This is a genomic window from Nitrosomonas sp. Nm51, from assembly GCF_900111165.1.
In the GTDB taxonomy this organism is placed as follows: domain Bacteria; phylum Pseudomonadota; class Gammaproteobacteria; order Burkholderiales; family Nitrosomonadaceae; genus Nitrosomonas.
Map to the genome: position 1 here is coordinate 1 of NZ_FOGH01000038.1, position 26,382 is coordinate 26,382.

Genomic DNA, 26,382 nt, shown 5'->3' on the forward strand with positions numbered 1-26,382 from the left:
CAAAATATCGCTACCGCAAGCATCAAACCCAAACCTATCTTGTAGTACTTAGAGTCATACCACAATGACATGTCGTAGTCAGCACTCGCCGCACCACTTGTTCCCATCGTCGTTGCCATAATAGTCTCTCCTTTTTTGTATTGAGTATAATTAGGTGCTTAGTTTCTCACATAAATATAAGAAACCATACTCTTATGGCGACTATTATAAAAAAAAGTTTCAAAAAATTTAAATTTTTTAATGTGGGAGGAACTTGCAAGACAAGAGTTAGGAGCCGTTCATAAATAACTGTAACACCTGGATCGCATCTGGCGGGCACACTGCGGCGTTATTCGTCGTCGCCATAGCTTGTGCTATGACTCATCCTCCCGCCTTGCATTGCATCCCGCCAGATGCGCCTAATTGTCACACTTGTTTATTCGCGGCTCCTTAGGCCCATTAACGAAAAAGCATCAGGAACTGGTAACCACGCTGGAGCTTGGAGTTGGTTCGCATAGAAGAATTCATCATTACTTACCACGGTTATCCAAGGCCCCCGGCCATTGCGAGAGCGTTTGTGGCGAAGATGATATACAACCTGCCAACGACACCTAGAGTGATTGGCGACAGATAAATCTTTGCGTTGTCTTTGCGGTTGTGCAGTTGGGAAAGCAAGCACAAAGCTCCGGATGAATGGACGTTTTCACGTGTGCTTGCAGAGTTTCCGAACTCCCGCCCGGCCGAGCGCTGCTTCAACCCAATACTGCACTTGACCAAATCACTCATTCTGGACTAAGATTTTGAGGTGTGACTTGTGGCTAACAGAGTTTCAAAGTGACATTAAATTTGTTGATCAACAAATTTATTTTATTAAAAAGAAGGAGATTTTTATGAAATATACGCTTTTAGCTGCCATCCTGTTAGTTTTGAGTGGTACAGCCCTACTATCTGGATGCGGCGAGCCAAAGCCCTATAATAAACCACCAAGCTTATATGAGGACCCTGAATCAGGTGAAAGACTGGGCGCCCCTTCTGGTAAAGAGTAGGCTGATTGATTCTCGGACGGCTCCTGTCGGTTTTCAGGGGCCGCTTTTTGTTTATACCGCTCAATTTTCTTCTGAACCACTCTACCTTTCTTAACAACTTCTTATTCTGTTGTACTCGCGTTATGGCTGAAGCCGCACTTTTATAGTGCCCAAGATCAAAATATGCTGTAATTGAAAGACAGGTCATTCCAGTAAGTCTCCTGGCCAGATACATCGCAACTAAACGCGGCTCATTCTTCTGAGCCCGGGCTGATGCATACAGTCGTTTTGTTTGAACACCAAGGCTTTGAAAAGCTGAAGCGTCCCGTAACTGGTTCTTAGAATCCTGCTGTCCTCCGGAGCCATGCGCAGCTCTCGTATCGGGACGAGTGACGTTTGAGTTCGGATGACAGCAGTGTCAGTCAATGCCTGTCTTTAGCGATTTCAGTGTTGACGGCGCACTTTTCATCGTCATCCAACACCATATGCGCCCTTTCAAGTGGCAGGGTTTCTCCACGGAAAAAAGCGGGTTGATAAAAATTCCATAACAACATCAACACTACGCCTGAAAGCAATGTAACCACGCCAATGATAAACACAGCCCCCACGCCGGCAATCGAGCCGCTGGAACCGTAGTCTGGATCCATCATGTTCCATGCCTGAAGTATCGCCACTGCAAATAAAATTACAGCAGCGATAGCGGGCAAAATGACTTGCAGTAATGCCGTATGCCAGTGATTGAACGCAGTGCGAAAAAAATAAAGCGCGCAGGAAGACGCAGCGACGATATAGAACGTGCACACCGCAATACTGACGCTGAGTATGGTGTCTTCTACAATCGATTCACTGATCAGACTTAACGTCGTGTAGATAATCAACGTCATCATCCCGATGGTCCAGGTGGCAAACTTCGGCGTGCGTGTTGTTTCATTGACTGCAGCAAATTGCGATGGAATGGCACGGTATGTCGCCATGGCCAGCGCAATCCTTGCCGATGGCATAATCGTAGATATCGTTGACGAGAAAGCGGAGATACAAATAATCACCGCAGCAGCCAGGGCGCCGTTCTTGCCAAGAATATCCGTCGCCAGCGTTGTGATGCTGGAATCGATATTACTGGCGTGCGTCAGACTTGATTCATCATTTGCATCTATCCCTGCATACGATAGCGCTGCAACCGAAAAAGCCACATAGGTAAAAATCGTGATACTCATTGCTATGACGCCGCTGCGGCCAGCCTGCTCGGCATTCCCGTCAGTTTCCTCAGACATCGCCAATGACGCATCGAACCCCCAGAAGATGAATAATGCGATCATAAAACCTTTGAGAAATACATCGAAAGACGGTATTGCAAACGGGTTAAGCCACTCCCATGAAAACGGCTCGGCGCTGCCCACGGCTTCGCCCTGCAGAACCCGCGCGAACAGAACGGTTGCCAGCAGAATAAGGATGCCGTATTGCGCAAATGTCAATATCATGGTGGTTCTGGAAGATTCCCGGGCACCCAGCGCCGTTAAATACGTCGTACTGAAAATATAAATGAAAGCCACCCCTAGATGAAACCATATGGTTATATCATCCAATCTGAAAATAACGGCTATTGAAATAACGGTAATCTGGGTCGCGGCAACACCCGCCAGGATACTGCCCAGTAACAATGCCCACCCGCCGAACCAGCCGGCGCGCGGCCCTATTGCTTTCGTTCCCCAGGTAAAAATAGTGCCCGCATCGGGCGCAACAGCAGTCAGATACTTATACGACAATGCAACAAAAAACATTGGGATTACAGACAGAATAAACACGATCGGCAACTGATAACCGCTACCGGCGGCGCCGTAACCCAGAGCGCCTGCCAGAGAATAGGCCGGCGCGGTCGCTGCGAGACCAATGGCAACCGTAGCCCACTTGGATACCGACCCTTTTTTCAGTCCCTTGGCCTTTAAACCGTGCATGTGTGTTTCTTCGTGCATTCTACCTCGTCTTCCTCGTCTTATCGCAAACGTGTTTTCCAGATCCCTGAGAAATGTTTAAGCCGCAAACTGTATGCGACTTAACCCAGTGGGGGGTCTCAAAGGTGACACATTCTACTGATTTTCGCCCCTCGGCAAAAAAATTTTAATGATTTTTCAGGATTATCGGTCACCTTTATTACTGTCTGTTTATAAAAGAAAATAGGTTGCCAGACCCAGAAAACTCATGAAACCAACCACGTCGGTGACAGTCGTTAAAATAACCGCGCCGGAGAGTGCCGGATCGATATTCATGCGTTGCAGAATCAACGGGATAGCGATACCTGATGCCGCAGCGGCTATCAGATTGATGACAATGGCAGCGGCAATTACCAAACTGATGCCGACATGCTGAAACCATAACCAGGCCAGCAGCGCTATCACCACTGCCCATAACAATCCGTTCAAAACACCAATGAGAATCTCTTTGCGCGACAGCCAGAACCGGTTACCACTGGTAATCTGATCGAGCGCCAGCCCTCTGATGGTCAATGTCAATGTCTGGCTGCCTGCAATTCCGCCCATACTGGCAACAATTGGCATCAGCACGGCCAGCGCCACAATTTTATCCAGGGTATCCGTGTACATACCGATCACCCATGCCGCCAGAAAGGCCGTGATCAGATTAATACCGAGCCAGACGGTACGCCGCTTGGTGCTGCTGATAACCGGCGCGAACAGATCTTCTTCCTCATCCAGACCATCGCGCCCCAACAATGTGCGATCTGCCTCGGCGCGTAAAATCTCCATGGCATCATCCATTGTGATTCGTCCGATCAACCGGTTTTTTTCGTCCACAACCGGCGCTGAAACCAGGTGAAATTGTTCAAAAAAAAGCGTCACCGCATGTTCGTCATCGGTTGCCAGAATCGCTTGCTGCTGGGTATCCATCACATCTTTTACCAGCATTTCCTTGTCATGCGTCAACACTTTATTGAGCAGCAGTTTACCCTGATAAAATCCCGCCCGGTCTATCACCATCAAACCATCGGTATAATCGGGCAGTTCGTCATGTAACTGCAGATAGCGCAGCACGACTTCGAGGGTGACATCGTTTCTGACAGTAATCACGTCCTGGCTCATCAAACGGCCCGCCGTTCCCTCTTCGAATGAAAGGTTCGTTTCTAGCCATTCAAGAATCTCATCGGGCAGTTTCTCTTCAATGGATTGCCGGATATGCTCTGGAAATTCCTCGAAGATATACGCCAGATCGTTGGCATCCATATGCTCTGCGGCAGCAACCAGTTCTTCGGGCTCCATATTGATGATCAGGCTGTTTCTGACCTCATCACGCAGCAATGACAGCGTTTCAGCTTCTTGTGATTCCGGCACCAGCAGCCATAACTGCACCCGTTTTTTCGGTGGCATGGCTTCGAGTATATCGGCCAATTGCCCTGGGTGTACCGCTTCCAGTAAAATACGTAATTGATCGGAATCCTGCTGATCCAGCAATGTAAATACCTGGTCCAAAGAAATTTTGGCGGTTTCAGCCGGGGTGTGCTCCAGTTCTGTCATTGTGTATATATCCCCATTGATTAATTATTGTTCAAATGATCTTGGCCACAATTTGACTGAATCTGACTTGCAGCGTGGAATGACGGCACAAAGGCCGCGACGAAATAAAGTGTATCTTTCGTTGGATCGCCGGTGACGGCTAAATATGTATGCCATATTGGCAGACATGGCTGTCCCGTTAGTGGATCATGGCATCGCTCGGACTGCGTGCGATGCCGCTGCAATGGCCCGCTAGAAATAATTTTTACTGATACTGTCGTTGATTTTGATAATGCCTAACTGGAGTTCGTCGATAAACGTATGCAGTTTTTCCTGATCGAACTCCTGCAGTTTTGCCCGCAACAGTTTTTTTTGCAGTTGGGTCAATATACGCAGTACCTTGTTACTGCGCGGCAGGTTGCCCAAACAATTTCCGACCTGACATAAGCCATGGTAAAAGGAGCGCGGAAAATTTTCCTGCAACAACAGAAACCGCAATACATCGGTTCTGCGTATACGTTGATGCACTTCGCGCCGATACATCTGATATGCCGTCAATGACTTAAGCACACTTACCCATTGCAAATTTTCAAACGGCGTCAAATCCTCCGGCATATCCGGCAACAGGGAGGCTGAACGCACATCTATAATTCGCGTAGTCATATCGGCACGCTCGAGATTGCGCCCCATACGCAGAAAATCATAGCCCTCATCATGCGTCATGGTGCCAGCCAGCATACCGCTGATGGTCTGCACACCCAGAATAACGGAGTGCAAATAATCATACCGGTGACGTTGCGTTACCACGCTCCGGGCATTTGTTTTGGAATTCAAATGCAGCGTATTGACCTGTTCCCACGCTTCGCGCGGAATTATGTCGCGGATTGTCCGCGTATTCTCGCGGGCTTTGTTCAACGCGCTGAGAATCGAATCAGGATTGCGTGTATCGGACACCATAAAACGAATCACACTGCGTTCATCGGCATCTTCATACAAATTGTAAAAATAATCGCGGCTGCTTGAAATATCGATGATTGGTTCCCATCCCAAGCGCACGCGCCTGGGCAGATCAAGCAGCAGATGCGTATTTACGTTGATCAAGCGGGCGGTATTCTCTGCCCGTTCCAGATAGCGTGCCATCCAGTATATCCTGCTGGCAACACTTGACAGCATCGTCATGTCGCCTCCGTGTCAACAATCCAGGTATCCTTGCTGCCTCCGCCCTGTGAAGAATTGACAACCGTCGACCCTTTGCGCAACGCTACACGCGTCAGACCACCGCTGGTTACACTGGTCTGCTCTCCACTTAAAATAAACGGGCGCAAGTCCAAATGACGCGGTTCAACATGATGATCAACCAGCGTGGGTGCAGTGGACAGTGTCAGCATTGGCTGCGCAACATAATTCCGAGGATCGCGGCGTATCAGACGCACAAATTTTTCACGCTCGTCCTTGCTGGCTTGCGGCCCGATCAGCATGCCATAACCGCCGGATTCATTCGCCGGCTTGACAACCATGGCATGAATATTCTCGACGACATGCTGCCGCTCAAGTTTATTGATGCACTTATACGTTGGCACATTGGGCAGGATCGCATCCTGATCGAGGTAATATTTGATAATCTCCGGAACAAAAGCATAAACGACTTTATCGTCAGCAACACCTGCGCCTGGCGCGTTGGCCAGCGCCACCTTGCCTGATTTCCAGGCACGCATCAGCCCGGGAACGCCTAGCAAAGAATCCGAATTAAACACTTCCGGATCGAGAAATAAATCATCGATACGGCGATAAATAACGTCAACACGCGTAAGTCCTTCAATCGTGCGCATGTAGACAACATCATTCTCGACTGTCAGGTCGCTGCCTTCGACAAGCTCGGCACCCATCTGCTGCGCCAGGTAAGCATGCTCGAAATAAGCCGAGTTATAAATACCCGGCGTCAATACCACAATCTCCGGCTGATCACCGGGCCGCGGTGACAAAGCGGCCAGCGTGTCATAAAGCTGTGATGGATAGTCGTCAACCGGAAGGATGCTATTCTGTTCAAACATTTCCGGAAACAGCCGCTTCATCACCAGTCTGTTCTCGAGCATATAAGAAACGCCCGAAGGTACGCGCAGATTGTCCTCGAGCACATAAAAAGTACCATCCTTGTCCCGCACCAGATCGGAACCACAAATATGCGCCCAGATACCAAGCGGCGCATCGACATTGACGCACTCGGGCCGAAAGTTTCTGGAATCTTCCAGCAATTCGGCTGGAAACACGCCATCCTTGACGATACGCTGTTGATGATACAAATCGTCAATAAACAAATTGAGCGCTTGAACACGCTGTTTGAGACCGGCTTCCACCTGCAGCCATTCGCGCCTGTCGATAATGCGTGGAATCATGTCAAAGGGCCAAACGCGATCGATGGAGCCTTCTTCCTCACTATAGACGGTAAATGTAACGCCCATCACATGAATAGCGGACTCAGCCGCTACTTTATATTCTTCTATATCGCCATCCTTCAGCGCGCGCAAGTAACTGCACAACGTCTGAGCCGCGGGCCGCGGACGGCCGGTTACGCGCAACAATTCGTCATACAGATTTTTTACTTTATAGCTTCCCCAGCGAATAGCCATGATATCTTTACGTCAATGTCTTAAAAAAATGGTTTGAGCAGCGGCATCCATGATGCATGATTTAAAAACCCGGCATAAAACACTATAATGGCTACGATTTTAACATGTGGTATCGCTGCTTTGACAATCGGGCCATTTTACCCACGCTATTTTCCGTCCTAAAGTTTATGACATACTGCCTAGCAATCAGCGTTAACAAAGGTCTGGTCTTTGCATCCGATTCAAGAACCAATGCCGGCGTCGATTATGTAACGACTTACAGTAAAATGCATTCTTTCGTCTGGCCCGGCAAGCGTGTCTGCGTGCTGCTCACCGCCGGAAATCTGGCCACTTCCCAGGCGGTCATGAACAACATTAAAGCCGGATTGGAAACACCGGACGCCGGGATGAATCTGCGCAAAGGCAAATACCTGCACGAAGTGGCGCATTATGTCGGGCAACTCAGCCAGGCGGAACAACGCGAGCATGCCGACGCACTGGAAAAAAGCGGAAACGGCGGCGCAGAGGCCAGTTTCATTCTAGGCGGACAAATCACCGGCCTGGCACCGGAAATCTATTTAATTTACCCGCAGGGCAACTATATCAGCGCCTCCCCGGAAACGCCGTATTTGCAGATCGGCGAAAACAAGTACGGCAAGCCTATTCTGGACCGCATTATAACACCAGCCACATCGCTTGAAGACGCTGCGCGGTGCGCACTGGTATCTTTGGAGTCGACAATACGCAGCAATATATCGGTCGGGCCGCCGCTGGAGCTGGCTATCCACTCGATTGACAATCTCAACGAGCCTGTCCGCCTGAGACTCACGCTCAATTCACCAATGTACAAGTCACTCCAGAAGCAATGGAACGAGGGCTTACGGAGCGCTTTCAACCGATTGCCGCGTTTTGACTGGGAGTAACTGGCGGCGATGATCGGGGATTGGCTTCAGTCACAACCTGATGAATAAACCGCAGCTTGTTAAGCACGATTCCGGAAATCACGAAAGGATAAGCATCGTCCAGCCCCATGCTGCGATTCAGTGCATTTAATGCTGCGGACAACCGGCACCAGTCATCAAACAGCGTATCAAACACAGCAGGTGTACGATAGTCCTCGTCCATTTGAATACCTGCCTGCGGCAAAGTAATATCGCTGCCCTGAGTTCTGAAACCGAGATCATAAGCGGTCTCCACGGTATCAACCATATGCAGATAATGCGCCCAGGTTTCAGCCCAGTCTTCCCAGGGATGCGCGCTGGCATAGGCGCTGATCCATTTTTCCTGCCAGAATGGCGGCGGTCCATACGTGTAATAATCGCTTAACGCCAGTTGATAGTCTTTTTGCTCGTCGCCAAACAGTTCATGAAAACCGCCTATTCTGTTCGTTCCGCCAATCAGGCGCCCCCAGTAATAATGACCAGATTCATGACGGAAATGACCAAGCAATGTCCGGTAACGCTCATTCATTTTATCGCGCATTTCAATACGCGCGCTGTGATCAGCCTCACGCAGATTAATGGTGATCTTACCTGAAAAATGCCCGGTTACGACATTCTGGCCGGCCGTTACCGCATTATTAAATTCTCCACTTACGTTTACATCCTGCAAAAACTCAAAACAAAGCCCGCTTTCAGGATCCTGTTCACGGCCGATCACCGGCAGATTCAAATCAAATAACGTGTACAGCAATCTGCGCTTGGCCTGCTCGACGCGATACCATAATGTCACATTCTGTGCTTCGGTAAGGTTCGGGATAAGATGATTCAGGCGGCAGGAAGCGCATAATGCATGCTGATCACGTTCCGGTATCATCCAGTTGCATACATTGTAGTCGAGGCTGTTTTTGCATAGACGGTAAGGTTGACAATTCGATACAGCCATCCATGCATTCTCAGCCAGAGGTTCCAACGTGCTTAATTTCCGCTCATCGGGCAAATACCCGGCCATCCGGCCGCATGCCAGGCACTGGATGTTTTCGAAATACAGATAATTCCCACAATCGCATCGAAATGTTCTCAAAGCATCACCCTGCGTTAATTAAAACCAATAAATCAAGTATAACGTGAAAATCAATGGTGTAAAAAAGCCTGCTTGCGGTGTATTCGGCAGTCCGTCAAAAGTGCGGCTTTATCAACATCTCTGCCAAATAACTGTTAAGCCAATATCACATGGCTAAATAAATATTCCGGCTGTCCGTTGATAAAAACAGAATCACCATTGTAGAAACTTTTTAATCAATGAGCCTATCAATCAACACCAATACTGGCGCACTTAACAGCACACGCCATTTATCGATGACGGAGACGCATTTGGGCCGTTCGCTGGAAAGGCTGTCATCCGGATTACGTATAAATAGCGCACGCGATGATGCTGCCGGTCTTGCGATATCCGAGCGGATGACCGCTCAGATTCGTGGATTGAGCCAGGCGACGCGAAATGCCAATGATGGTGTTTCGATGTTACAGACAGCTGATGGCGCACTTGCATCGATATCAGACTCGTTACAGCGCGTCCGTGAACTATCAATTCAGGCTGCAAATGCCACCAATAGTCTCAGTGACAAAAAAGCGCTGCAGGAAGAAGCCAATCAGTTGATTCAGGAAATAGAACGCGTTTCGTCGACGACTGCATTCAATAACGAAAAAATCTTCGATTCCACAAGCGGCAGCGTCCTGGGTGATTCAAATCAACTGGCGGTGGTGTACGGCTTGCAAAATGGCTGGCTTGAACAGGCCGAAAGTCTAATTCAGCAGTATTACGGAATCACAGCCGATGGTGCTGATATTGACATTGAGTTGACCACTTTCACAGATGGCGCCGGTGGTGTTGCTGCACAGGTTGTAGGTTCAATACCCGGCAGCTACACAGGAAAAGCAACCGATGTCAAATTGCAAATCGATATGAGCGACTTTACACCGCCAAATCTGCCGAATGGCGGCACAGCTCCATTTTACAATGACAGGATCATTGCCCATGAAATGGTGCATGCTGTCATGTACCGCAGCATGAACACCGCTTCGATGTTCGATCCGGCGGTGGACCAAAAATGGTTTCTTGAAGGCGCTGCAGAATTTATCCATGGCGCTGATGAACGGCTGCAATCATCAATTAACGGTATCGGCATCGGAGGCGTCATGGCACAGGCAGGCAATTTTGGTACGGCTGGTGGTGCCTGGAATGGAAGCTCAGATGAATATTCGGCTGCTTACGCCGCCGTCGGATATATGCACCAACAAATAAAAGCAAATGGCGGATCAGGTATCAAAGACGTCATGACCTATCTCAATCAAAATCAGAGTGCCACGCTGAATGATGCCATTAACGCAGCATCTGGCGGAATGTGGGCCAATGCAGATGCGTTTAATGCCGACTTTGTTGCCAACGGCGCTGTTTATATTGCCGGATTAAATCTGACTGATGAAGACACCGGTGCAATCGGTGGCGCGAACGCGGATGGCGGCGCTGTCAGAACCGCAGAAAGCGTCATACCGACTAACAGCTCCAGAGGCGGGACGAATCCGCTGAGCGGATTCAATGAAGTATGGGAAAATATTGCATTCAACGTGCCTGGCAATCAAAAAACCCTGCAGGTGGGCGCCAATCAAAACGAAACACTGGATGTTTCGTTTGGTGCCGTTAACACCGCTGCAATGAGTATCAGCGATATTGATCTTGCCAGTAATGCCGGCTTTGCGACTTTTAAAATGGATTTGGCTTTAGATCATATCAATCAAGAAAGAGCGAAAATAGGCGCACAGCTTAACCGCCTGGAATCGGCCATCACCAATAACCAGATCAGCGCGGAATCCATGACAGCGAGCCGCTCACGTATTCAGGATGCTGATTTTGCTGTTGAAACCGCTACAATGACCAAAACACAAATTATTCAACAGGCTGCAACAGCCATTCTTGCTCAGGCCAACTCAAGTCCTCAAATGATGCTTACTTTACTCAGATAACATCGAGCAATACCAGAAGGTGTCGTCATGGCTTCAGTTCGATTCACAGGCATTCAACCTGATAAAACCAAATGGATAGCGCACCAGGTTTTCAGTCGCCTGCATGCTCTGCAATATAAGCTTTGATCGCTTTTACGTCCACGTCTTTGATTACAAATCGTTGCGGCAGGTCTTCCAGATCTTCATAACCTGCAGGCAGCGGCGGTTCCAGTCCAATGGCCTCTTGTATGCTCTCGGAGAATTTGGCCGGCTGCGCGGTTTCCATACAGATAAGCGGTACATCCGGGTCACGTAATGCCTGGCCGACTTTCAGTCCATCTGCGGTGTGCGTATCGACCAGCACCTGATACCTGTCATAAATCTCTCGTATCGTGGCTATACGGGCCGCGTGGTTACTGTTCCCTGAAACAAAACCTAAATCCCCGGCTTTCTCAAACAAAGACGATTTGGACAAATCAAATGCCAGCCCCTTGTCAACTGCAGACCATAACTCGGCCACTTTATCCGCATCCCTGCCGGTTAAATCGAAAACAAAGCGCTCAAAATTGGATGCCTTTGAAATGTCCATTGACGGACTGCTGGTGTGTCTTGTTTCGCTTGTTGTACGTGGGCGGTATACCCCTGTCTTGAAAAACTCATCCAGCACATCATTTTCATTTGTTGCCAGGATCAGCTGTCTAATTGGCAGTCCCATCATGCGCACAACGTGGCCCGCACAGATATTGCCGAAGTTACCGGAGGGAACTGCAAACGAAACCTCTTCGTCATCAGATTGTGTGGCTGCAAAATAGCCCTTGAAGTAATACACAATCTGTGCAACGACACGCGCCCAATTAATCGAGTTTACCGTACCAATCCGGCGAGCCTGTTTAAAGACATGATCATTGCTCACCGCCTTGACAATATCCTGGCAGTCATCAAAAACGCCGCGGATGGCTATGTTGAAAATATTGTCTTCGTGCAAGGAAAACATCTGAGCAGTCTGGAAACGGCTCATTTTTCCATACGGGGATAGCATAAATACCCGAATACCTTTTTTACCGCGCATCGCATATTCCGCGCTTGAGCCGGTATCGCCCGACGTCGCGCCAAGAATATTCAATACCGCCCCGGTTTTACCCAGCGTATACTCAAACAGATTGCCCAGCAGCTGCATGGCGATGTCCTTGAATGCCAGTGTGGGTCCGTTTGACAAAGCGAGAATATGAAATCCGGGTTCCAGTGTTTTAAGCGGCGTAATTTCATCACTGCCGAAGATTTCACGCGTATAAGTACGGGCGATGATCGTGCGCAGATCCTCTGCAGGAATATCATCGGTAAAACGCGATAGAATCTCAAATGCAAGCGATTGATAGTTCATCCCGCGCCAGGCTTTCAATTCATCAGCGCCAATTTTTGGGTAAACTTCTGGAATCGCAAGCCCGCCATCTGGTGCCAGGCCGCTTAATAGAATTTCAGAAAAGGATTTCGGTGGCATGCCGCCACGTGTTGAGATATAACGCATGTGGGATTGACCTAAATATTTTAAAACTAGCGCTCTATCAATATGATATGGATAGAGTGCTAGACGGGCTGAAAAATGCCAGCAATCGGAGAGTTTTCACAACAAGGAATCAATTGTTTAATTCTTCGATACGGATACGTGTCACTTTCCCCGCCACCACCGGCAAAGCCTCTATTTTCTGAATCGCTGTATTGGTGTTTTTTTCTTGCGTACTATGGGTCAGCATAATGACGTTGACCAGATCGTCCTCATCAATACTTTCCTTCTGAACAACAGCACTGATGGATATATTGCAATCAGCCAGTAAACGGGTAATTTCTGCCAGTACCCCAGGCTTATCGACAACCTGCAGTCTCAGATAGCAGGCTGTTTCCACCGCATCTATCGCCAGTACCGGAGTGTCCGACAGCAGATCCGGCTGAAAAGAAAGCGTTGGTACTCGATGCATCGGATCGGCCGTTTGCATGCGCGTAACATCAACCAAGTCGGCAATGACTGAACTGGCTGTCGGTTCAGCACCGGCGCCCGCACCGTAATATAATGTTGCACCTACAGCGTCGCCCTTGACGACGACAGCATTCATAACACCTTCCACATTGGCGATGAGACGGCTTGCCGGTACCAGTGCGGGATGAACGCGCAATTCGATACCCTGTTCAACCCGCCGTGTGATACCCAGCAGTTTGATACGATAACCCAGCTCCTCGGCATAGCCGATATCTTCCTGCGTCAGTTTGGTGATCCCTTCGACATAGACTTTATCAAACTGAACGGGAATGCCAAAAGCGATTGCGGACATAATGGTGATTTTATGCGCAGCATCGATACCTTCAATATCATAAGTCGGATCGGACTCTGCATAACCCAGCTTCTGAGCCTGCTCCAGCACGGGCGCAAACGGCAGTGACTTGTCGCGCATTTCGGACAATATAAAATTTGCCGTGCCGTTGATAATTCCGGCTATCCATTCAATCCGGTTCGCGGTCAGACTCTCACGCAGTGCCTTGATAATTGGAATGCCGCCGGCCACTGCTGCTTCAAATGCAACCATGACGCTTTTATCGCGGGCCGCAGCAAAAATCTCGGTACCATGATTGGCCAGTAAGGCCTTATTCGCCGTTACCACATGTTTACCTTGCGCAATTGCCGCCAAAATCAGGTCCTTGGCAACGGCCGTCCCACCGATGAGTTCAACGACGATATCGATATCCGGATTATTTACGATTTCCAGTGCATTATCAGTAACCGTCACCCCTCCTTCGGCAAAACCACGCGCACGATCCAGATCACGGTCTGCAATCATGGTCACGACAATGCCACGGCCTGCACGGCGCGCGATTTCTTCCTGATTACGCTTTAACACAGTGTACGTGCCACCACCTACGGTACCAATACCAAGTATGCCAACTCTTATGGGTTTCATCATTTCAGTTTTTAAACAATCCTGTTGAATAATATTTATTATTAAATTGTGCGCATGGCATAAAGTTTAAATGCATGAACTGCATCAGGTTGCATGCCGTTTGCGGTAGCGGTGCAGAAAATGCGCGATACGGTTTACGGCTTCTTTCAAGTCATCCGCATTTGGCAGAAAAACCACGCGAAAATGATCCGGATTCATCCAGTTGAACCCGCTGCCCTGCACCAGCAGCACTTTTTCCTCCAGCAGCAGATCCAGTACCAGCTGCTGATCATCCATAACAGGATAAATCTTGGGATCCAGTTTTGGAAACAAATACATCGCGGCCTGCGGTTTATAACAACTAACGCCGGGAATTTCAGTGAGCAATTCCCAGGCAACATCACGCTGCCGTTTAAGGCGGCCTGTCGGCAACGTCAGATCATAAATACTCTGGTAACCACCCAACGCCGTTTGAATACCAAACTGTGACGGCACATTTGCGCATAATCGCATGGATGCCAGCATATTCAGTCCGGCAATGTAATCCTCGGCATGATTTTTCTCCCCTGAAACAATCGCCCAGCCGGAGCGGAATCCGGCTGCACGGTAATTCTTGGACAGGCCGTTGAAAGTGATAAACAGAACGTCATCGGCCAAGGACGCGATAGAAGTATGTATCGCGTCATCGTAGAGGATTTTGTCGTAAATCTCGTCTGCGTAAATAATCAATTGATGTTGACGCGCGATTTCAATCAATTCATACAACAGTGCTTCGGGATAAAGCGCACCTGTGGGGTTATTGGGATTAATAATGACAAGCGCGCGTGTCCGGTCATTAATTTTTGAACGTATATCTTCCAAATCCGGCAGCCAACCGGATTCTTCGTCACAGATATAGTGCCTGGCTATACCGCCAGACAGCACTACAGCAGCCGTCCATAGCGGATAATCCGGCATCGGAATCAACACTTCGTCTCCATTATCCAGCAGCGCCTGCATCGCCAGCACGACCAGCTCCGAAACGCCATTGCCGATAAAAATGTCATCCATCTGCACATTACGAATTTTTTTCTCCTGGGAGTAATGCATGATTGCCTTTCGCGCTGCAAACAGCCCTCTGGAATCGCAGTAACCAGAAGCTGCCGATAAGTTATGAATCACATCCTGCAGGATTTCTTCAGGCACTTCAAAGCCAAATGTAGCCGGGTTGCCAATGTTAAGTTTAATTATATGGTGACCGTCTTCTTCCATCCGCCGGGCGCGTTCAAGCACTGGCCCACGGATGTCATAACAGACATTGGCTAATTTGCTGGATTTGGTTATTGACCGCATGTTCAGTATATTTATCGACCGTCAGCTTGATCCCCGCACATGGTTATCGCTGTTGTTGAAATTAAGTTACTATGATCAGAATCAAAATAACGGCTTATTATATACGCATTAGGTACGAGACAAAATCAGTGCGTGCTTAAAAGCGTGTTAAGTAAAACATAACCAAACGCGATCAGCGATCATACCCGGCATTTCTTAAAATGCGATTCACGATTTCTGTTGATGAAATACCCTGTGTATAGTCCAGTTCTCGAATCATGGCACTGGGCAGCAAAGCGCACTGACGGTATTTATCCGTTCGCTCCCGTTCATCGGCGCAGGCAAACGTATATATATCAAAGCCATGCTGTTGCATGAATTCAGGTGTTGCATTAACAGGGCTTTCCGTGATCACGGCATCTACATATCTGCAGGCTGCGACTGCAGCCGCCCGTTCTGCCTGATTCATTACCGGGAGCTTACCCTTGTTTTCCAAAACACGCTGATCCGAAACAACACATACCGTTAAATGCGTACCCAGGGATTTCGCAGCATGCAAAAAGTTAATATGGCCTGTATGAAACAGGTCTGCCACCATACGCGTATAAACTCTTCGCTGCGGCCTATTCTGTGGCCAATGCGGTATAACCTGTCCTGTTCGCATCAGAATGCGCTCCAGCCATTGTCCTGCACGCAATACACGCACATCGTCCGGGTCTTTCAGAGCAATCTGACATGCATAACTCCATGCCTTGATTAAATCGCCCGATAACCAGCGTTTAACAAGTCGATGATACGCATAGCAGCGCACCAACAACGTAAACTTCTCCAGGTTCAAAGCCGAAACCACCGTATCCCAAAATGGATTCGGTGTGCGCCAGTCACCGTAAAACGCAGTCAAGATTTTCTCCGGATGCGCGGGATACCAGCTATTTCCGTGCTGCGTCGAGCGCTGCTTTAATTCCAAATGCGGAAAAACCGTAACACGTTGATAATCATCCGAACGCCCCGATAAAGCAAATCCACCGATTATCTGATGCCGATTTCGTTGTTCCAGGCCACATACATCCAGTGTGATACCGGATTCATTGTGTATAAAATCACGATAATTCCGGTATTCGATATGCATTGGTACAACCGACCAGCCGTGAGCTTCCAGTGTTGCACAACATGCGTCAAACGACGACATCCAAACTGCAATATCAATATCCTTATCGAAATCGAGCAATTTACCTTCCCGCTCCAATCCCAGCAAAGTACCGGCAAACGGAAATGCAGGGATATCCTGCCTGGCAAGCATTGCACAAGTCGACCATAAAAGCCGCTCGGCATACCCGGACACGAACACGTTCTCAGCGGATGGCGGGGCGGCGCTTTTTTTTCTCGGTGCCGGTGCCTTTCCGGAACGCGCCAGTTCCGATAAATACGCCAGCGCCTGGCCAAAATATTCCAGTGATCGCGGCAAATCCAGCGTATAGAAATAGGTTGTGCCAAGCAAATGCGCCCAGTGCGCTTTTTGTATATCGTTATCGGCTTGTAAAAAAAGCTGCTTTGCATAAGCAGGAACTTCCGGTGCACGGTCTGTACGCAACGCCCAGGAACACCACAACCGCGCCACATCCGGATGTGTCGGCAGCTTTTTTTTCAGCATGTTAAGCAAATCGCCCGCCTCGCCCAAATGGCCTGCTTCAATGCTTTGCTTTGCCCGCAACAAATCAGCCTGGTCTTTTTTGTTTATTGCAATTTTTTTCATTACACTGATTGATAAACTTGAAATTTATGTATAATTTGCTAATATTGAGAATTAATCTCATTACTATTTGTATTATTATAAAAGAAAAAGAAGAATTGTTATGATTCTGATCAGCATCGGTAATTAATAGAAAAAATTGTAAACATAAACTCTCTGTGGGAGGAGGTATATTATGGCAGTAGAAATAATCAATCGTCCGAATATCGGTTCTTCGGGTATAATCGAAATTATAGACGGGTTTGAATTTGAAGGATTTGGTTCAGGTGGCTTTGGTGACGATGACTTTCTTTACATCGGTGACGAGCTGGACAATTTTATTCAGGCCGGCCCGGGCAACGACGAACTTGAAGGCAATGACGGCGATGATGAGTTAACTGGCGGCGATGGCAACGATATTGTCGACGGTGACGCCGGTGATGATATTCTCGATGGCCAGGGCGGTACCGACAAATTATTTGGCGGTCTTGGCAATGATATCTTGCTGGCTGGCGGCTCGGGAGATGACCCCCGATTCAATCGCGACCAACTGCAGGGCGACCCCCGCAGTCTGGATGGAAGCGTTATTGGTGGTGAAGCGGGCAATGATATTTTCGGTTTTTATGCACTGGGATTTTACCGTGTCAATGATTTCATCCCGGGCGAAGACCGTTTGTTTTTCGATGCAGAGAAAACGGGAATAGACAATATCGAAACACTGGTCGGACTGATTAGCGATATCGATCAGCGGGATGATGGCGTGACCATCAATTTTGGACCTAATGCCTGGATTGACCTGGTTGGCGTCAATATCAACGAGATTACTGCGGATATGGTCATCTTTACCTTATAGCCATACAACCATATAAGCTTCAAAAACGTAAAATTAGCAGACGCGCGTGGACAAACCTCTGCGCAAAAGAACATACAATAGACTCACGATTTCTTTCAACCGGTTATATTGTATTTTGCACACTGCCCGGCCGGAATCCGCTTGAGCTGTTTCCGGCCAGCCTGAAAAATACCTGCCTCGGTGATAACATACTGCATTGCAATATCATGTGACTGCGGATGCACGTTTTCCAGCCGCTGCAATTCAAATGCAACACCGATGGTTGGCGGGCGCTCTGAAAACATTGCCAAAGTACGGTCGAAATAACCGCTGCCGTACCCCAGCCGGTATCCTTTCCGATCGAATCCCACCATTGGAACAATCAAAACATCCGGTTGGATACACCGGGTTTCGTGCGGCACGGGGATATCGTAGGCACCAATACGCATGGGCGCAGCCGGCCACCATTCACGAAAACGCAACGGTTTGTTTTTTCCAGTAACTTCCGGCAAGGCCAGAATCGCACCTGCCGCCCTAAAATATAAAGCAGCCGGCCGCGGATCGTATTCACCGCGAAACGGCCAATACAGGCCGATTTTTTTCTGCTGCAAACGTGGAAATCCCTGCTGCAACAAAACAGAGATCGCCGCACTCCATTGCCGGCAGTGCGCCGAAGGTACCGCCAGGCGTGCCGCTATGATGCGCTCACGCTCCCGTTTTCGCCAGACTTGCCAATCCATCATGGCGTTCGCCCGATCTCATATGATTTGGAATAGTGTACCGGCATTCAAGATATAAAATGCTGATGAATCAGCTTCTTTACCGGCACCGGTATCGCGAGCGCCAACACCTCGGCGGGCTTCTTCCAGACCAGCGATGCCGAAACTACCTTGTTGGCATGCACATCCTGCAAACGTGGCCGTATCAACAACTTGAAGTGTGTAAAAGCATGCCAGAATTGTGGCAGCATAATAGGATGCGAACTATTTTCCAAAGCCAGTTGATCATGATGAAAATCACTTTCAGGAAAACACCATAAACCACCCCAGATTCCGTTCTCCGGCCTTTTCTCCAGCAGTAATTTGCATCCGTTTCGGTAAATCATAAAAACAGTTTCCTTCTCGGGTAAGTTTTTTTTTGGCCTGGGCACCGGCAACTGCGCAACGCGGTTTTGGGTATAAGCGATACAGTGTGCTCGCAACGGGCACTGACAGCACAGCGGTTTGCTGCGCACGCATATCAGAGATCCCAGGTCCATGAGTGCCTGTGTGTACGTCCTTGTATCGTCAGGATTACCATCCAGCGGCAGGGATTTCTCAGCTAACTGCCACAGCCGTGCCAGCGTTGCGGGTTCTCCAGGATAACGGTCAATGCCAAAAAAGCGCGCAAAAACACGTTTGACATTGCCATCGAGGATCGCATCCCGTTTTCCATGGGCAAACACGACGATGGCAGCCGCAGTTGAGCGGCCAATACCGGGCAACCGCTGCAACGCGTCGCGGGATTGTGGAAAAACGCCACGATGTTCCCGCACTACTGCGCTCGCAGCCCGAAGCAGGTTTCGTGCACGCGAGTAATATCCAAGTCCGCTCCAGTAAGTCAGCACATCTTCGACAGAAGCTCGTGCCAGACTGCCAATATCGGGAAACCTTTTAATGAAACGCTGATAATACGGGATAACAGCATTCACCTGCGTCTGCTGCAGCATGATCTCAGATAACCAGACAGCATAAGGATCTGACCTGTGCTGCCAGGGCAGATCATGGCGGCCACTTGTTTTTTGCCACGGAATCAATTGTTCTGCAATAAATCGCATTGATCTACTTTTTAATGCCCTGATTTTTTTAAAATAAAATGGTCCTGATCTTCAGGTTTCATAACAAATTGTACGCCCGAGAGCCGGGCGCCGCCAGCCGACAATAACCCGATCGTGATCGAACCACTCAAATTCAGATTGTTCAAAAATGAAAAATCGGGCAAGGTCACCGTATTTGCCAACGGTCCGTTTGAGCTGGCTTCAGATTGCTCTGCTTTGAACTTCCCCATCGGGACCAGCGCATCCAGATCCAGCGCACCAACTTCAACCTTGACTGTTATATCGGGATTGGCAAAATCCCGTAGGCTGGCAACAACTTCAACTCTGCTCTCAGCCAGTTCACCCTGAAGTTCTGTTTGCAACAGTTCTGCTGATATATCGAGATTCAGGTTGCCATCAAACCGGCCTTGAACCGGATCGCGGACGAATTCCGGATCAAAAGCAGCAAACTCTGTTTTGAAATGGCCAAACTCCCACTGCCTGCCATCCTGTTCAACAGCAAGCGCCGTGTCCAAAGCAATTTGCACAGTTCGTTTTTCCTGCCGCGCAACCAATTCCATAACTAAGCGCGCACGCGCCAAAGAGCCGCCTGCTGGCGCAGACTGAATGATGTCAAGTTTTGATAGACGCGCGTTGAGATGACTGCCGGTTGCAATGTGCTGCAAAGATAGGGCAACAGGTCCGCCGCGCATTCCTGTTTCATTGAATTTGAGCTGTTCAACCATAAGCTGCATTGTCAGGATCCTACTCATGTGTTTATTCGCGTTGGCGTCATTATTTTCAAACACAGGCAAGCGAACTTCAACCAACGGACTCCGCAGCACAATCGTTTCGGCGTATTCAGCCGTGATTCGACCCGTCATTAAATTCAACTGGTTAAATTCGATCTGGCGTCGTGTGATCTCGTCATGAAAAAAGATACTGCCGTCCGTCGTCCGGGTCCGTGTGATTTCAACAGCAAACGGCAAGGATTCTTCTGATTGCGATAGCAAGTCTTCAATATTCATGCGGCCATTCTGGCCGCGTATCAGTCTTGCGCGCAGACCTTTGATTGTGATGTTATTTACCTTAATACGCTGACGTAACAAAGGCCATAGCGACAACGACAACCGGGCCTGTTCAACAGCGGCAAACGGTGTATCCTGCTGAAACTCACTGAGTGTGACATCACTGACCTGGATTTCGATCCACGGGTAAGCATAGTTAATCTGCACATCCCCGCCGATCGTTAATACCCGCTGCTTATTCGCCTTAACCCACTGTTCTATCTGCGACTTAAATACACCCGGCTCAACCAGCGCCGCTAATATCAAGACGGCCGCCAAACACACCGTTACCATCAGAAAAACCAGGACATAACGCAGAATGCACCGCATGATGTCAGATCAAGCGCTTATGGTTGCAGAATTCCGGTACAGTATCGTCAGAAAACAACTTCAGTGAATTTCGCATTGGGCGTCAATACCTGTATTTTGGATAACGTCATCAAATCAACCTGCTGGTGATTGCCGCCGTCAATCACCAGCAACTCACGATGATCGGCGGACTGGACTATATCGACCGCCTTGCCTTCCATCGCCTGTCCATCTTTCAGAATCAGCTTGAGTTGATAGCCATACATACAAGCCACCTCAATATAATCATGCAGTTCGCATGCGATCACATTCTTCTTCACAATCATTGATTCCTTTCGTAACCTGCCAAGCCTATAATATAAGCGAAAAAAAGTAGCGGAGTAAAATACACCCCTAGTGCTCTATCAATATGATATTGCCGGGTTCGGTGAGTTTGTCAGTGTACATGACAAGGCGCGCCTTGCAGGCAATAGTTGTTCTATCGTCAAAAGGCGCAACGCAGACCATGGACGCTGACAATCTCACCCACAGGGCGCTACCGTGGTGCTATGCAACTGCGTTACAGTACTTGAAAAGGGAGCAGTCCTTTCCAGCGTGCTGCGCCTTGTTGCATAGCACCACGGTAACGCTGTACCAGGCTATATCATATTGATAGAGCACCAGGCGGGCGATAATTTTATTCGTATTGAATAATCCTTGTTTAGGAGGACATCATATGCAACGTACTTTATTGATTGTGATTACAGCAGGACTTATTTTCAGCGGCTGTGCAAACATGTCCGAAACACAGCGCGGCACAGCCCAGGGTTCACTGGCTGGCGCTGCTGCAGGCGCATTGATTGGCGGACTGGCCGGTGATGGCAAAGGTGCCGCAATTGGCGCAGCCGCCGGTGCCGCCGCCGGCGCTGCCGGTGGATATATGTGGTCAAAACGCATGGAGGAACAAAAAAAGCAGATGCAGGCAGTCACGCAAGGTACCGGCGTGCAGGTATCGCAGACAGTCGATAATCGACTCAAACTGGATATTCCGAGTGACATTACCTTTGATACCGGGCGCGCGCAAATCAAACCGAACATGAAACCGATACTCGACAGTTTTGCAGCAGGCCTGCTGCAAAATCCGAATGCACAGGTAACAATTATCGGACACACAGACAGTTCCGGCTCCGATGCGATAAACAACCCGTTATCGGTCAATCGCGCGGCGAGCACCCGGGATTATCTGGTACAGCGCAGCGTACCCTATCACCGCATCCAGATTGACGGACGTGGCGAACACGAACCGATCGCATCAAACGACACGCCCGCTGGAAGATCCATGAACCGGCGCGTTGAAGTTTTTGTATATGAACCAGCACCACAACAGGCACCTCAGCAAACCCCGCCACCGCAGGGCAATCCTTACGATCGGCCCTATTAAAATAGATTATAAAAAACAACCGGCCTCGAAAAATTTGCTTTTCGTGGCCGGCTATGAGCGAATTATTCGATCGCATGCATGTTCGTCGCACATCAATTAACGCAATAGACCATTCTACTGCTCTATCAATATCATATTGATAGAGCAATAGTTGAAATTACAAATAAAATAATTATTCCATATGTAGATCGGAAAAATCTGACAGAGTATAAGAAAGACGGCACAGGACAAGCGCCTAATTAAGCAAGTTCTATGTGCTCTACGCACGTTCAACATACTCCCCTGTATCGGTATTAATCTTAATCCTATCACCCACATTAATAAACTGCGGCACAGTCACTTTGAGTCCGGTTTCCAGCACGGCCGGCTTGCCACCGCTGGCTGCTGTCTGTCCTTTCATCATGACTTCAGTTTCGGTCACTTCCATCACAACGCTGGTTGGCAATTCGAGACCGATAGGGTTATCATTATGGAAATTAATTTGAACATCGGTATTTGGCAGCAAATAAGGTGACTGTTCCTCGAGTTCTTCAGCCGGTACGGTCAACTGTTCAAACGACTCATTATCCATAAAAACAAAGGCGTCGCCTTCTGCATACAGATATTGCATCTGGCGCGGCTCCACATGCGCTTTTTCCACTTTGTCTTCAGAACGGAACCGTTCATTGAGCTTGGTACCGTCAACCACAGCTTTCATTTCCAGTTGCACAAATGCACCGCCTTTACCGGGCTTGACATGGTTTTTTTTGTAGACTTTCCAGAGCTTGCTCTGATACTCGATCAGATTGCCGACACGGATTTCAAATGCAGAAATTTTCATAACAAATAATAATCGAAATAAATCGGTAATTTAAGAGTGGTATTATAACGTTACATGCCAACTATATATTTAAAAATTGCCGTCGGTTGAACCGAATCTGCGTGTTATTTGTATAAAGCAAACGCCGCCGTCAATGTCGGGCGCTTTACTTTCACTGTCAGCCTTTCTAAACTCCTATCCCAAAACCAATTCATCCGCTTACCCGGACAACCGGCCAACTTCCAAAAACACTTGTTATGACTGGCAAATTGTATCTGATTCCCACACCTTTGAGCGACGGCGATCTGGGCTGGACTATACCCATAGCAGTCAAGCAATCGGTGCAACAGCTTCGGTTCTTTATCGTCGAACACCCCAAAACAGCCCGGCGGTTTTTGAAACAAATCAAATGCAATTACCCATTGCAGGACATTCACATGGACATTCTCAATGAACACACATGCGCAAACGAACTGGAAGCACTGCTGCAACCTTTACTGGCTGGCCATGACATGGGTTTGTTGTCCGAAGCTGGCTGCCCGGCTGTTGCTGATCCGGGCAACGGTTTGGTGCGGTTGGCACACGACAAGCAAATCAAGGTTATCCCCTTTACCGGCCCGTCATCAATTTTATTGGCATTAATGGCTTCGGGGCTCAACGGGCAACGGTTCTGCTTCCATGGATACCTGCCGATCGACAAAACCGCGCGCGTGCAAACAATCACCGCGCTGGAGAAATTATCCGGCAAACATGACCAAACTCAGATTTTTATTGAAACACCGTATCGAAATCAAAGATTACTCGAACTCATTATACAAATCTGTCGAGATGATACCGACTTATGCATTGCAGCATATCTGACAGCCACCAACGAAATAATTGTCACAAAAACGATAAAAGAATGGAAGCAGAAATTACCGGATATTAACAAGATACCGGCAATTTTTTTGTTACAAGGCAAACCCCATCAAGTTACAACTTAATGCGCTATTCAAAATAGATCGGCCACCTGAAAATATATCATCGAAAAAAATGTCTTTAAATCTGCCGGTGTATTAAGTCACACATTTCGCGAACAGCGCCAATGCCTCCAGAATGCGTACACACATAATGAGCCTGATTCAATATTTCAGGAACTGAATCGGCTGGGCAAAACGAAAATCCGGCATTTTTCAGACACTCCAAATCACAGAGAAGTGGCCCCGGTTATTTGGACACTGTAATGGGTAAGTTAAGAAGTTGTTCTCTGTATGATTATTTGTATAAATAACAGGAGTGCAGAAGATGAGCGGGAAACGCAGAAATCATTCACCGGCCACAGGCCGAAATATCATAGGGTTGTGCGTAGAAAACAGTCATTTTGCGTACCTCCTGAATAAAAAACGGGTTGCTCATGCACCCTGCCTCGTGGCGAACAGGGGGTGTGCAAACGGAATGAAAAATCGATAAGGGTGGTGCGGCTCGCAGGGGCTTGCCCCGAGAGCACGGCCTTGTCTATTTTTCATGAAGTGCACTGAGGGTGCAGCCCTAAGTTATCGGCTACTTTAAAGCTATTTTGCGGCCATTAATGCGTTGCATTACGGCTAATTTGAGGCTATATTGTGGTTATGAGCTGGAAGCCTAAATACGCCATTACAGACCAATTGCTTTCGACCATGCGTGAAATTGGCGAAGCGATTGGCGAAATCAAAGGTTTTGGTATAACTAAAAAAACATTGGCACGTCTGGAATTGAAAGCCAGAGAATTGTCATCATATGCTTCAACCAACATTGAGGGTAATCCGCTGCTACTGACCGATGTAAAAAAACTGCTCAAAACCAGAAAAGAGCATGTGCGCGATACCGAACGTGAAGTGCTTAATTACAATAAAGCACTACAAGCACTTTACACCTCGGTGCGTTCCGGTAAATTTATGCTCGACCTGAAAACGCTTGAAAAAATACAAAAACAGGTTGTTGATGGATTAATGGACAATCCAGACGATTGCGGCCATATCCGGCAAGCACCAGTCGTTATTCGCAATCCAAGAAAAATTGATGAAATTGTTTTTATTCCGCCGGACACCAAAGATGTCACAGTTCTGTTAAATGAATTGAACGATTTTGTGAACACACACATTGGCAAGATTGACTCTATTATTCTGGCCGGTTTGTTCCATCGCCAATATGTCATTATCCACCCATTTATGGATGGAAACGGACGTACTGCAAGGTTGCTGACAACCGCTATTTTAGGCAAAGCGGGGCTGGATTTGTTTGAGATTTTCAGTTTCGAGAACTATTACAACCAGAACATCACGCGCTATTTCAAGGCTGTCGGACTTGAAAGTGATTACTATGAATTAAAAGATTCTATCGATTTTACGCATTGGCTGGAATATTTCGCTGATGGTATTCTGGATGAGTTACGGCGTATTCGTAAAACATTACCTGAAACAATATCGCCACCACCGCGTCTTGAACCGCATCACAAACAAATTCTCGATTACATCAATGAAAACGGCAGCATCACGCAACGTGAATACGGCAATATTTCAACCCGTAGCCTTGCTGCAAGAAAAATGGATTTTGAAAAACTATTGAATTTAGGTTTGATCGAAAGCAAAGGTACAGGGCGTGGAACGTATTATGTGAGACGAAGCTAATATCTTATAAAACTGAAGTTTCCCGCTTTTCCTTATGCAACCATACGCAATAATGCATTGATAAGAGAATTTTGTCCGGGTTTGCCTGGTTTCGGGCAAAAGGTAACAAAATCTTTGTCAAGTGCGTCCCTGGTAATCAGTTTTCTAACATCGGAGAAGGCGAAGTGACTTCGATTGTTAACAGCGTAACAACGCTGCGGTGTTTTATCAAGGCGATCTGCGTATATCCAGGTGATGGCGGTGGTCATCATGCAGAAGTTGAGATGATTGGTGACGGCATGTGGCGTTCGGGTTTGGCTTTTTATGCTTCCAATTTCCTGCTTGATCTCTTTGAAACCGGCCTCGATTTTCCAGCGAGCGCCATAGTATTCGATGGTCTGTTCGACGGTGAGATCAAGGTCAGTGGTAAAGAATGCAACCCATTGTGATTTTCGGTAGGCCCAGACGACACGCACGGCACATTTGAGTGTTTTCAACATGCAGATGTGATCGTA

General features: G+C 48.1%; 22 protein-coding genes. 7 read left to right on the forward strand and 15 right to left on the reverse strand.

Annotation, left to right across the window (positions count from 1 at the left end; genetic code table 11):
- The first annotated feature begins 791 nt into the window (after positions 1–791).
- Entirely contained in the window at positions 792–1,025 is a 234-nt protein-coding gene (locus tag BMY60_RS11235; protein WP_090333694.1) for a hypothetical protein, read from the forward strand.
- Between the two features lie 401 nt (positions 1,026–1,426).
- On the opposite strand, the gene BMY60_RS11240 is transcribed toward BMY60_RS11235, so the two are convergent.
- The 4 genes from BMY60_RS11240 to BMY60_RS11255 all read right to left on the reverse strand — a co-directional run bounded on the left by BMY60_RS11240 (position 1,427) and on the right by BMY60_RS11255 (position 7,134).
- The gene (locus BMY60_RS11240; RefSeq protein WP_090333696.1) at positions 1,427–2,974 is read right to left on the reverse strand and encodes an APC family permease; all 1,548 of its coding nucleotides are present in this window, start codon (positions 2,972–2,974) and stop codon (positions 1,427–1,429) included.
- 189 nt (positions 2,975–3,163) lie between these two features.
- Positions 3,164–4,528: a magnesium transporter gene (mgtE, locus tag BMY60_RS11245; protein ID WP_090333697.1), complete on the reverse strand. Its 1,365-nt coding sequence runs from the start codon at positions 4,526–4,528 to the stop codon at positions 3,164–3,166.
- A gap of 231 nt (positions 4,529–4,759) precedes the next feature.
- A complete protein-coding gene (locus BMY60_RS11250) occupies positions 4,760–5,686 on the reverse strand; it encodes an alpha-E domain-containing protein (RefSeq protein ID WP_218141684.1) in 927 nt (308 codons plus the stop codon).
- The gene (locus BMY60_RS11255; protein ID WP_090333699.1) at positions 5,683–7,134 is read right to left on the reverse strand and encodes a circularly permuted type 2 ATP-grasp protein; all 1,452 of its coding nucleotides are present in this window, start codon (positions 7,132–7,134) and stop codon (positions 5,683–5,685) included. The genes BMY60_RS11250 and BMY60_RS11255 overlap by 4 nt, the downstream gene beginning before the upstream one ends.
- A gap of 167 nt (positions 7,135–7,301) precedes the next feature.
- On the opposite strand from BMY60_RS11255, the gene BMY60_RS11260 reads away from it, so the two are divergent.
- The gene (locus BMY60_RS11260) at positions 7,302–8,036 is read left to right on the forward strand and encodes a proteasome-type protease (RefSeq protein ID WP_090333701.1); all 735 of its coding nucleotides are present in this window, start codon (positions 7,302–7,304) and stop codon (positions 8,034–8,036) included.
- Here the strand turns inward: BMY60_RS11260 and BMY60_RS11265 are convergent.
- Positions 8,005–9,135, reverse strand: a complete 1,131-nt coding sequence (locus BMY60_RS11265; RefSeq protein WP_090333702.1) for a zinc-binding metallopeptidase family protein — start codon at positions 9,133–9,135, stop codon at positions 8,005–8,007. The genes BMY60_RS11260 and BMY60_RS11265 overlap by 32 nt on opposite strands.
- 218 nt (positions 9,136–9,353) lie before the next feature.
- Between BMY60_RS11265 and BMY60_RS11270 the strand changes: the two genes are divergently transcribed.
- Positions 9,354–11,075 carry a flagellinolysin gene (locus BMY60_RS11270; RefSeq protein ID WP_090333704.1) on the forward strand — a complete coding sequence of 574 codons (1,722 nt, stop codon included), beginning with the start codon at positions 9,354–9,356 and terminating at the stop codon, positions 11,073–11,075.
- Between the two features lie 91 nt (positions 11,076–11,166).
- Here the strand turns inward: BMY60_RS11270 and thrC are convergent, their stop codons facing one another.
- From thrC to BMY60_RS11290, 4 genes are all read right to left on the reverse strand, one after another.
- Positions 11,167–12,579, reverse strand: coding sequence for a threonine synthase (thrC, locus tag BMY60_RS11275; RefSeq protein ID WP_090333705.1), 1,413 nt, complete (start codon positions 12,577–12,579; stop codon positions 11,167–11,169).
- A 109-nt stretch (positions 12,580–12,688) separates the two neighbouring features.
- Entirely contained in the window at positions 12,689–14,002 is a 1,314-nt protein-coding gene (locus BMY60_RS11280; protein WP_090333707.1) for a homoserine dehydrogenase, read from the reverse strand.
- An 84-nt stretch (positions 14,003–14,086) separates the two neighbouring features.
- On the reverse strand, positions 14,087–15,313 hold the full coding sequence (locus BMY60_RS11285; protein WP_090333708.1) for a pyridoxal phosphate-dependent aminotransferase: 1,227 nt from the start codon (positions 15,311–15,313) through the stop codon (positions 14,087–14,089).
- 172 nt (positions 15,314–15,485) lie between these two features.
- On the reverse strand, positions 15,486–17,045 hold the full coding sequence (locus tag BMY60_RS11290) for an adenylyltransferase/cytidyltransferase family protein (protein WP_090333710.1): 1,560 nt from the start codon (positions 17,043–17,045) through the stop codon (positions 15,486–15,488).
- 172 nt (positions 17,046–17,217) lie between these two features.
- Between BMY60_RS11290 and BMY60_RS16505 the strand changes: the two genes are divergently transcribed.
- Positions 17,218–17,874, forward strand: a complete 657-nt coding sequence (locus tag BMY60_RS16505; protein ID WP_090333711.1) for a calcium-binding protein — start codon at positions 17,218–17,220, stop codon at positions 17,872–17,874.
- Between the two features lie 95 nt (positions 17,875–17,969).
- Here the strand turns inward: BMY60_RS16505 and BMY60_RS11300 are convergent, their stop codons facing one another.
- From BMY60_RS11300 to BMY60_RS11315, 4 genes are read right to left on the reverse strand one after another with little or no spacing between them, the layout of a single operon-like run.
- Positions 17,970–18,596: a 5-formyltetrahydrofolate cyclo-ligase gene (locus BMY60_RS11300; RefSeq protein WP_090333713.1), complete on the reverse strand. Its 627-nt coding sequence runs from the start codon at positions 18,594–18,596 to the stop codon at positions 17,970–17,972.
- Between the two features lie 44 nt (positions 18,597–18,640).
- On the reverse strand, positions 18,641–19,669 hold the full coding sequence (gene mutY / locus BMY60_RS11305; RefSeq protein WP_090333715.1) for an A/G-specific adenine glycosylase: 1,029 nt from the start codon (positions 19,667–19,669) through the stop codon (positions 18,641–18,643).
- Between the two features lie 11 nt (positions 19,670–19,680).
- Positions 19,681–21,045 carry an AsmA family protein gene (locus tag BMY60_RS11310; RefSeq protein ID WP_090333717.1) on the reverse strand — a complete coding sequence of 455 codons (1,365 nt, stop codon included), beginning with the start codon at positions 21,043–21,045 and terminating at the stop codon, positions 19,681–19,683.
- A gap of 47 nt (positions 21,046–21,092) precedes the next feature.
- Positions 21,093–21,350: a Rho-binding antiterminator gene (locus tag BMY60_RS11315; protein ID WP_218141685.1), complete on the reverse strand. Its 258-nt coding sequence runs from the start codon at positions 21,348–21,350 to the stop codon at positions 21,093–21,095.
- A gap of 389 nt (positions 21,351–21,739) precedes the next feature.
- Between BMY60_RS11315 and BMY60_RS11320 the strand changes: the two genes are divergently transcribed.
- Positions 21,740–22,444, forward strand: a complete 705-nt coding sequence (locus BMY60_RS11320) for a YiaD family glycine zipper/OmpA-like lipoprotein (RefSeq protein WP_090333718.1) — start codon at positions 21,740–21,742, stop codon at positions 22,442–22,444.
- A 259-nt stretch (positions 22,445–22,703) separates the two neighbouring features.
- Here BMY60_RS11320 and efp read toward each other — a convergent pair whose 3' ends face one another.
- Positions 22,704–23,264 carry an elongation factor P gene (gene efp, locus BMY60_RS11325; RefSeq protein WP_090333720.1) on the reverse strand — a complete coding sequence of 187 codons (561 nt, stop codon included), beginning with the start codon at positions 23,262–23,264 and terminating at the stop codon, positions 22,704–22,706.
- 236 nt (positions 23,265–23,500) lie between these two features.
- On the opposite strand from efp, the gene BMY60_RS11330 reads away from it, so the two are divergent.
- Both BMY60_RS11330 and BMY60_RS11335 read left to right on the forward strand, forming a co-directional pair.
- Positions 23,501–24,226, forward strand: coding sequence for an SAM-dependent methyltransferase (locus tag BMY60_RS11330; protein ID WP_090333722.1), 726 nt, complete (start codon positions 23,501–23,503; stop codon positions 24,224–24,226).
- 624 nt (positions 24,227–24,850) lie between these two features.
- A complete protein-coding gene (locus BMY60_RS11335) occupies positions 24,851–25,888 on the forward strand; it encodes a Fic family protein (protein WP_090333723.1) in 1,038 nt (345 codons plus the stop codon).
- Positions 25,889–25,920: 32 nt separating this feature from the next.
- Here BMY60_RS11335 and BMY60_RS11340 read toward each other — a convergent pair.
- The coding region (locus BMY60_RS11340) for a transposase (RefSeq protein ID WP_177166655.1) at positions 25,921–26,382 on the reverse strand (462 nt) is incomplete at its 5' end.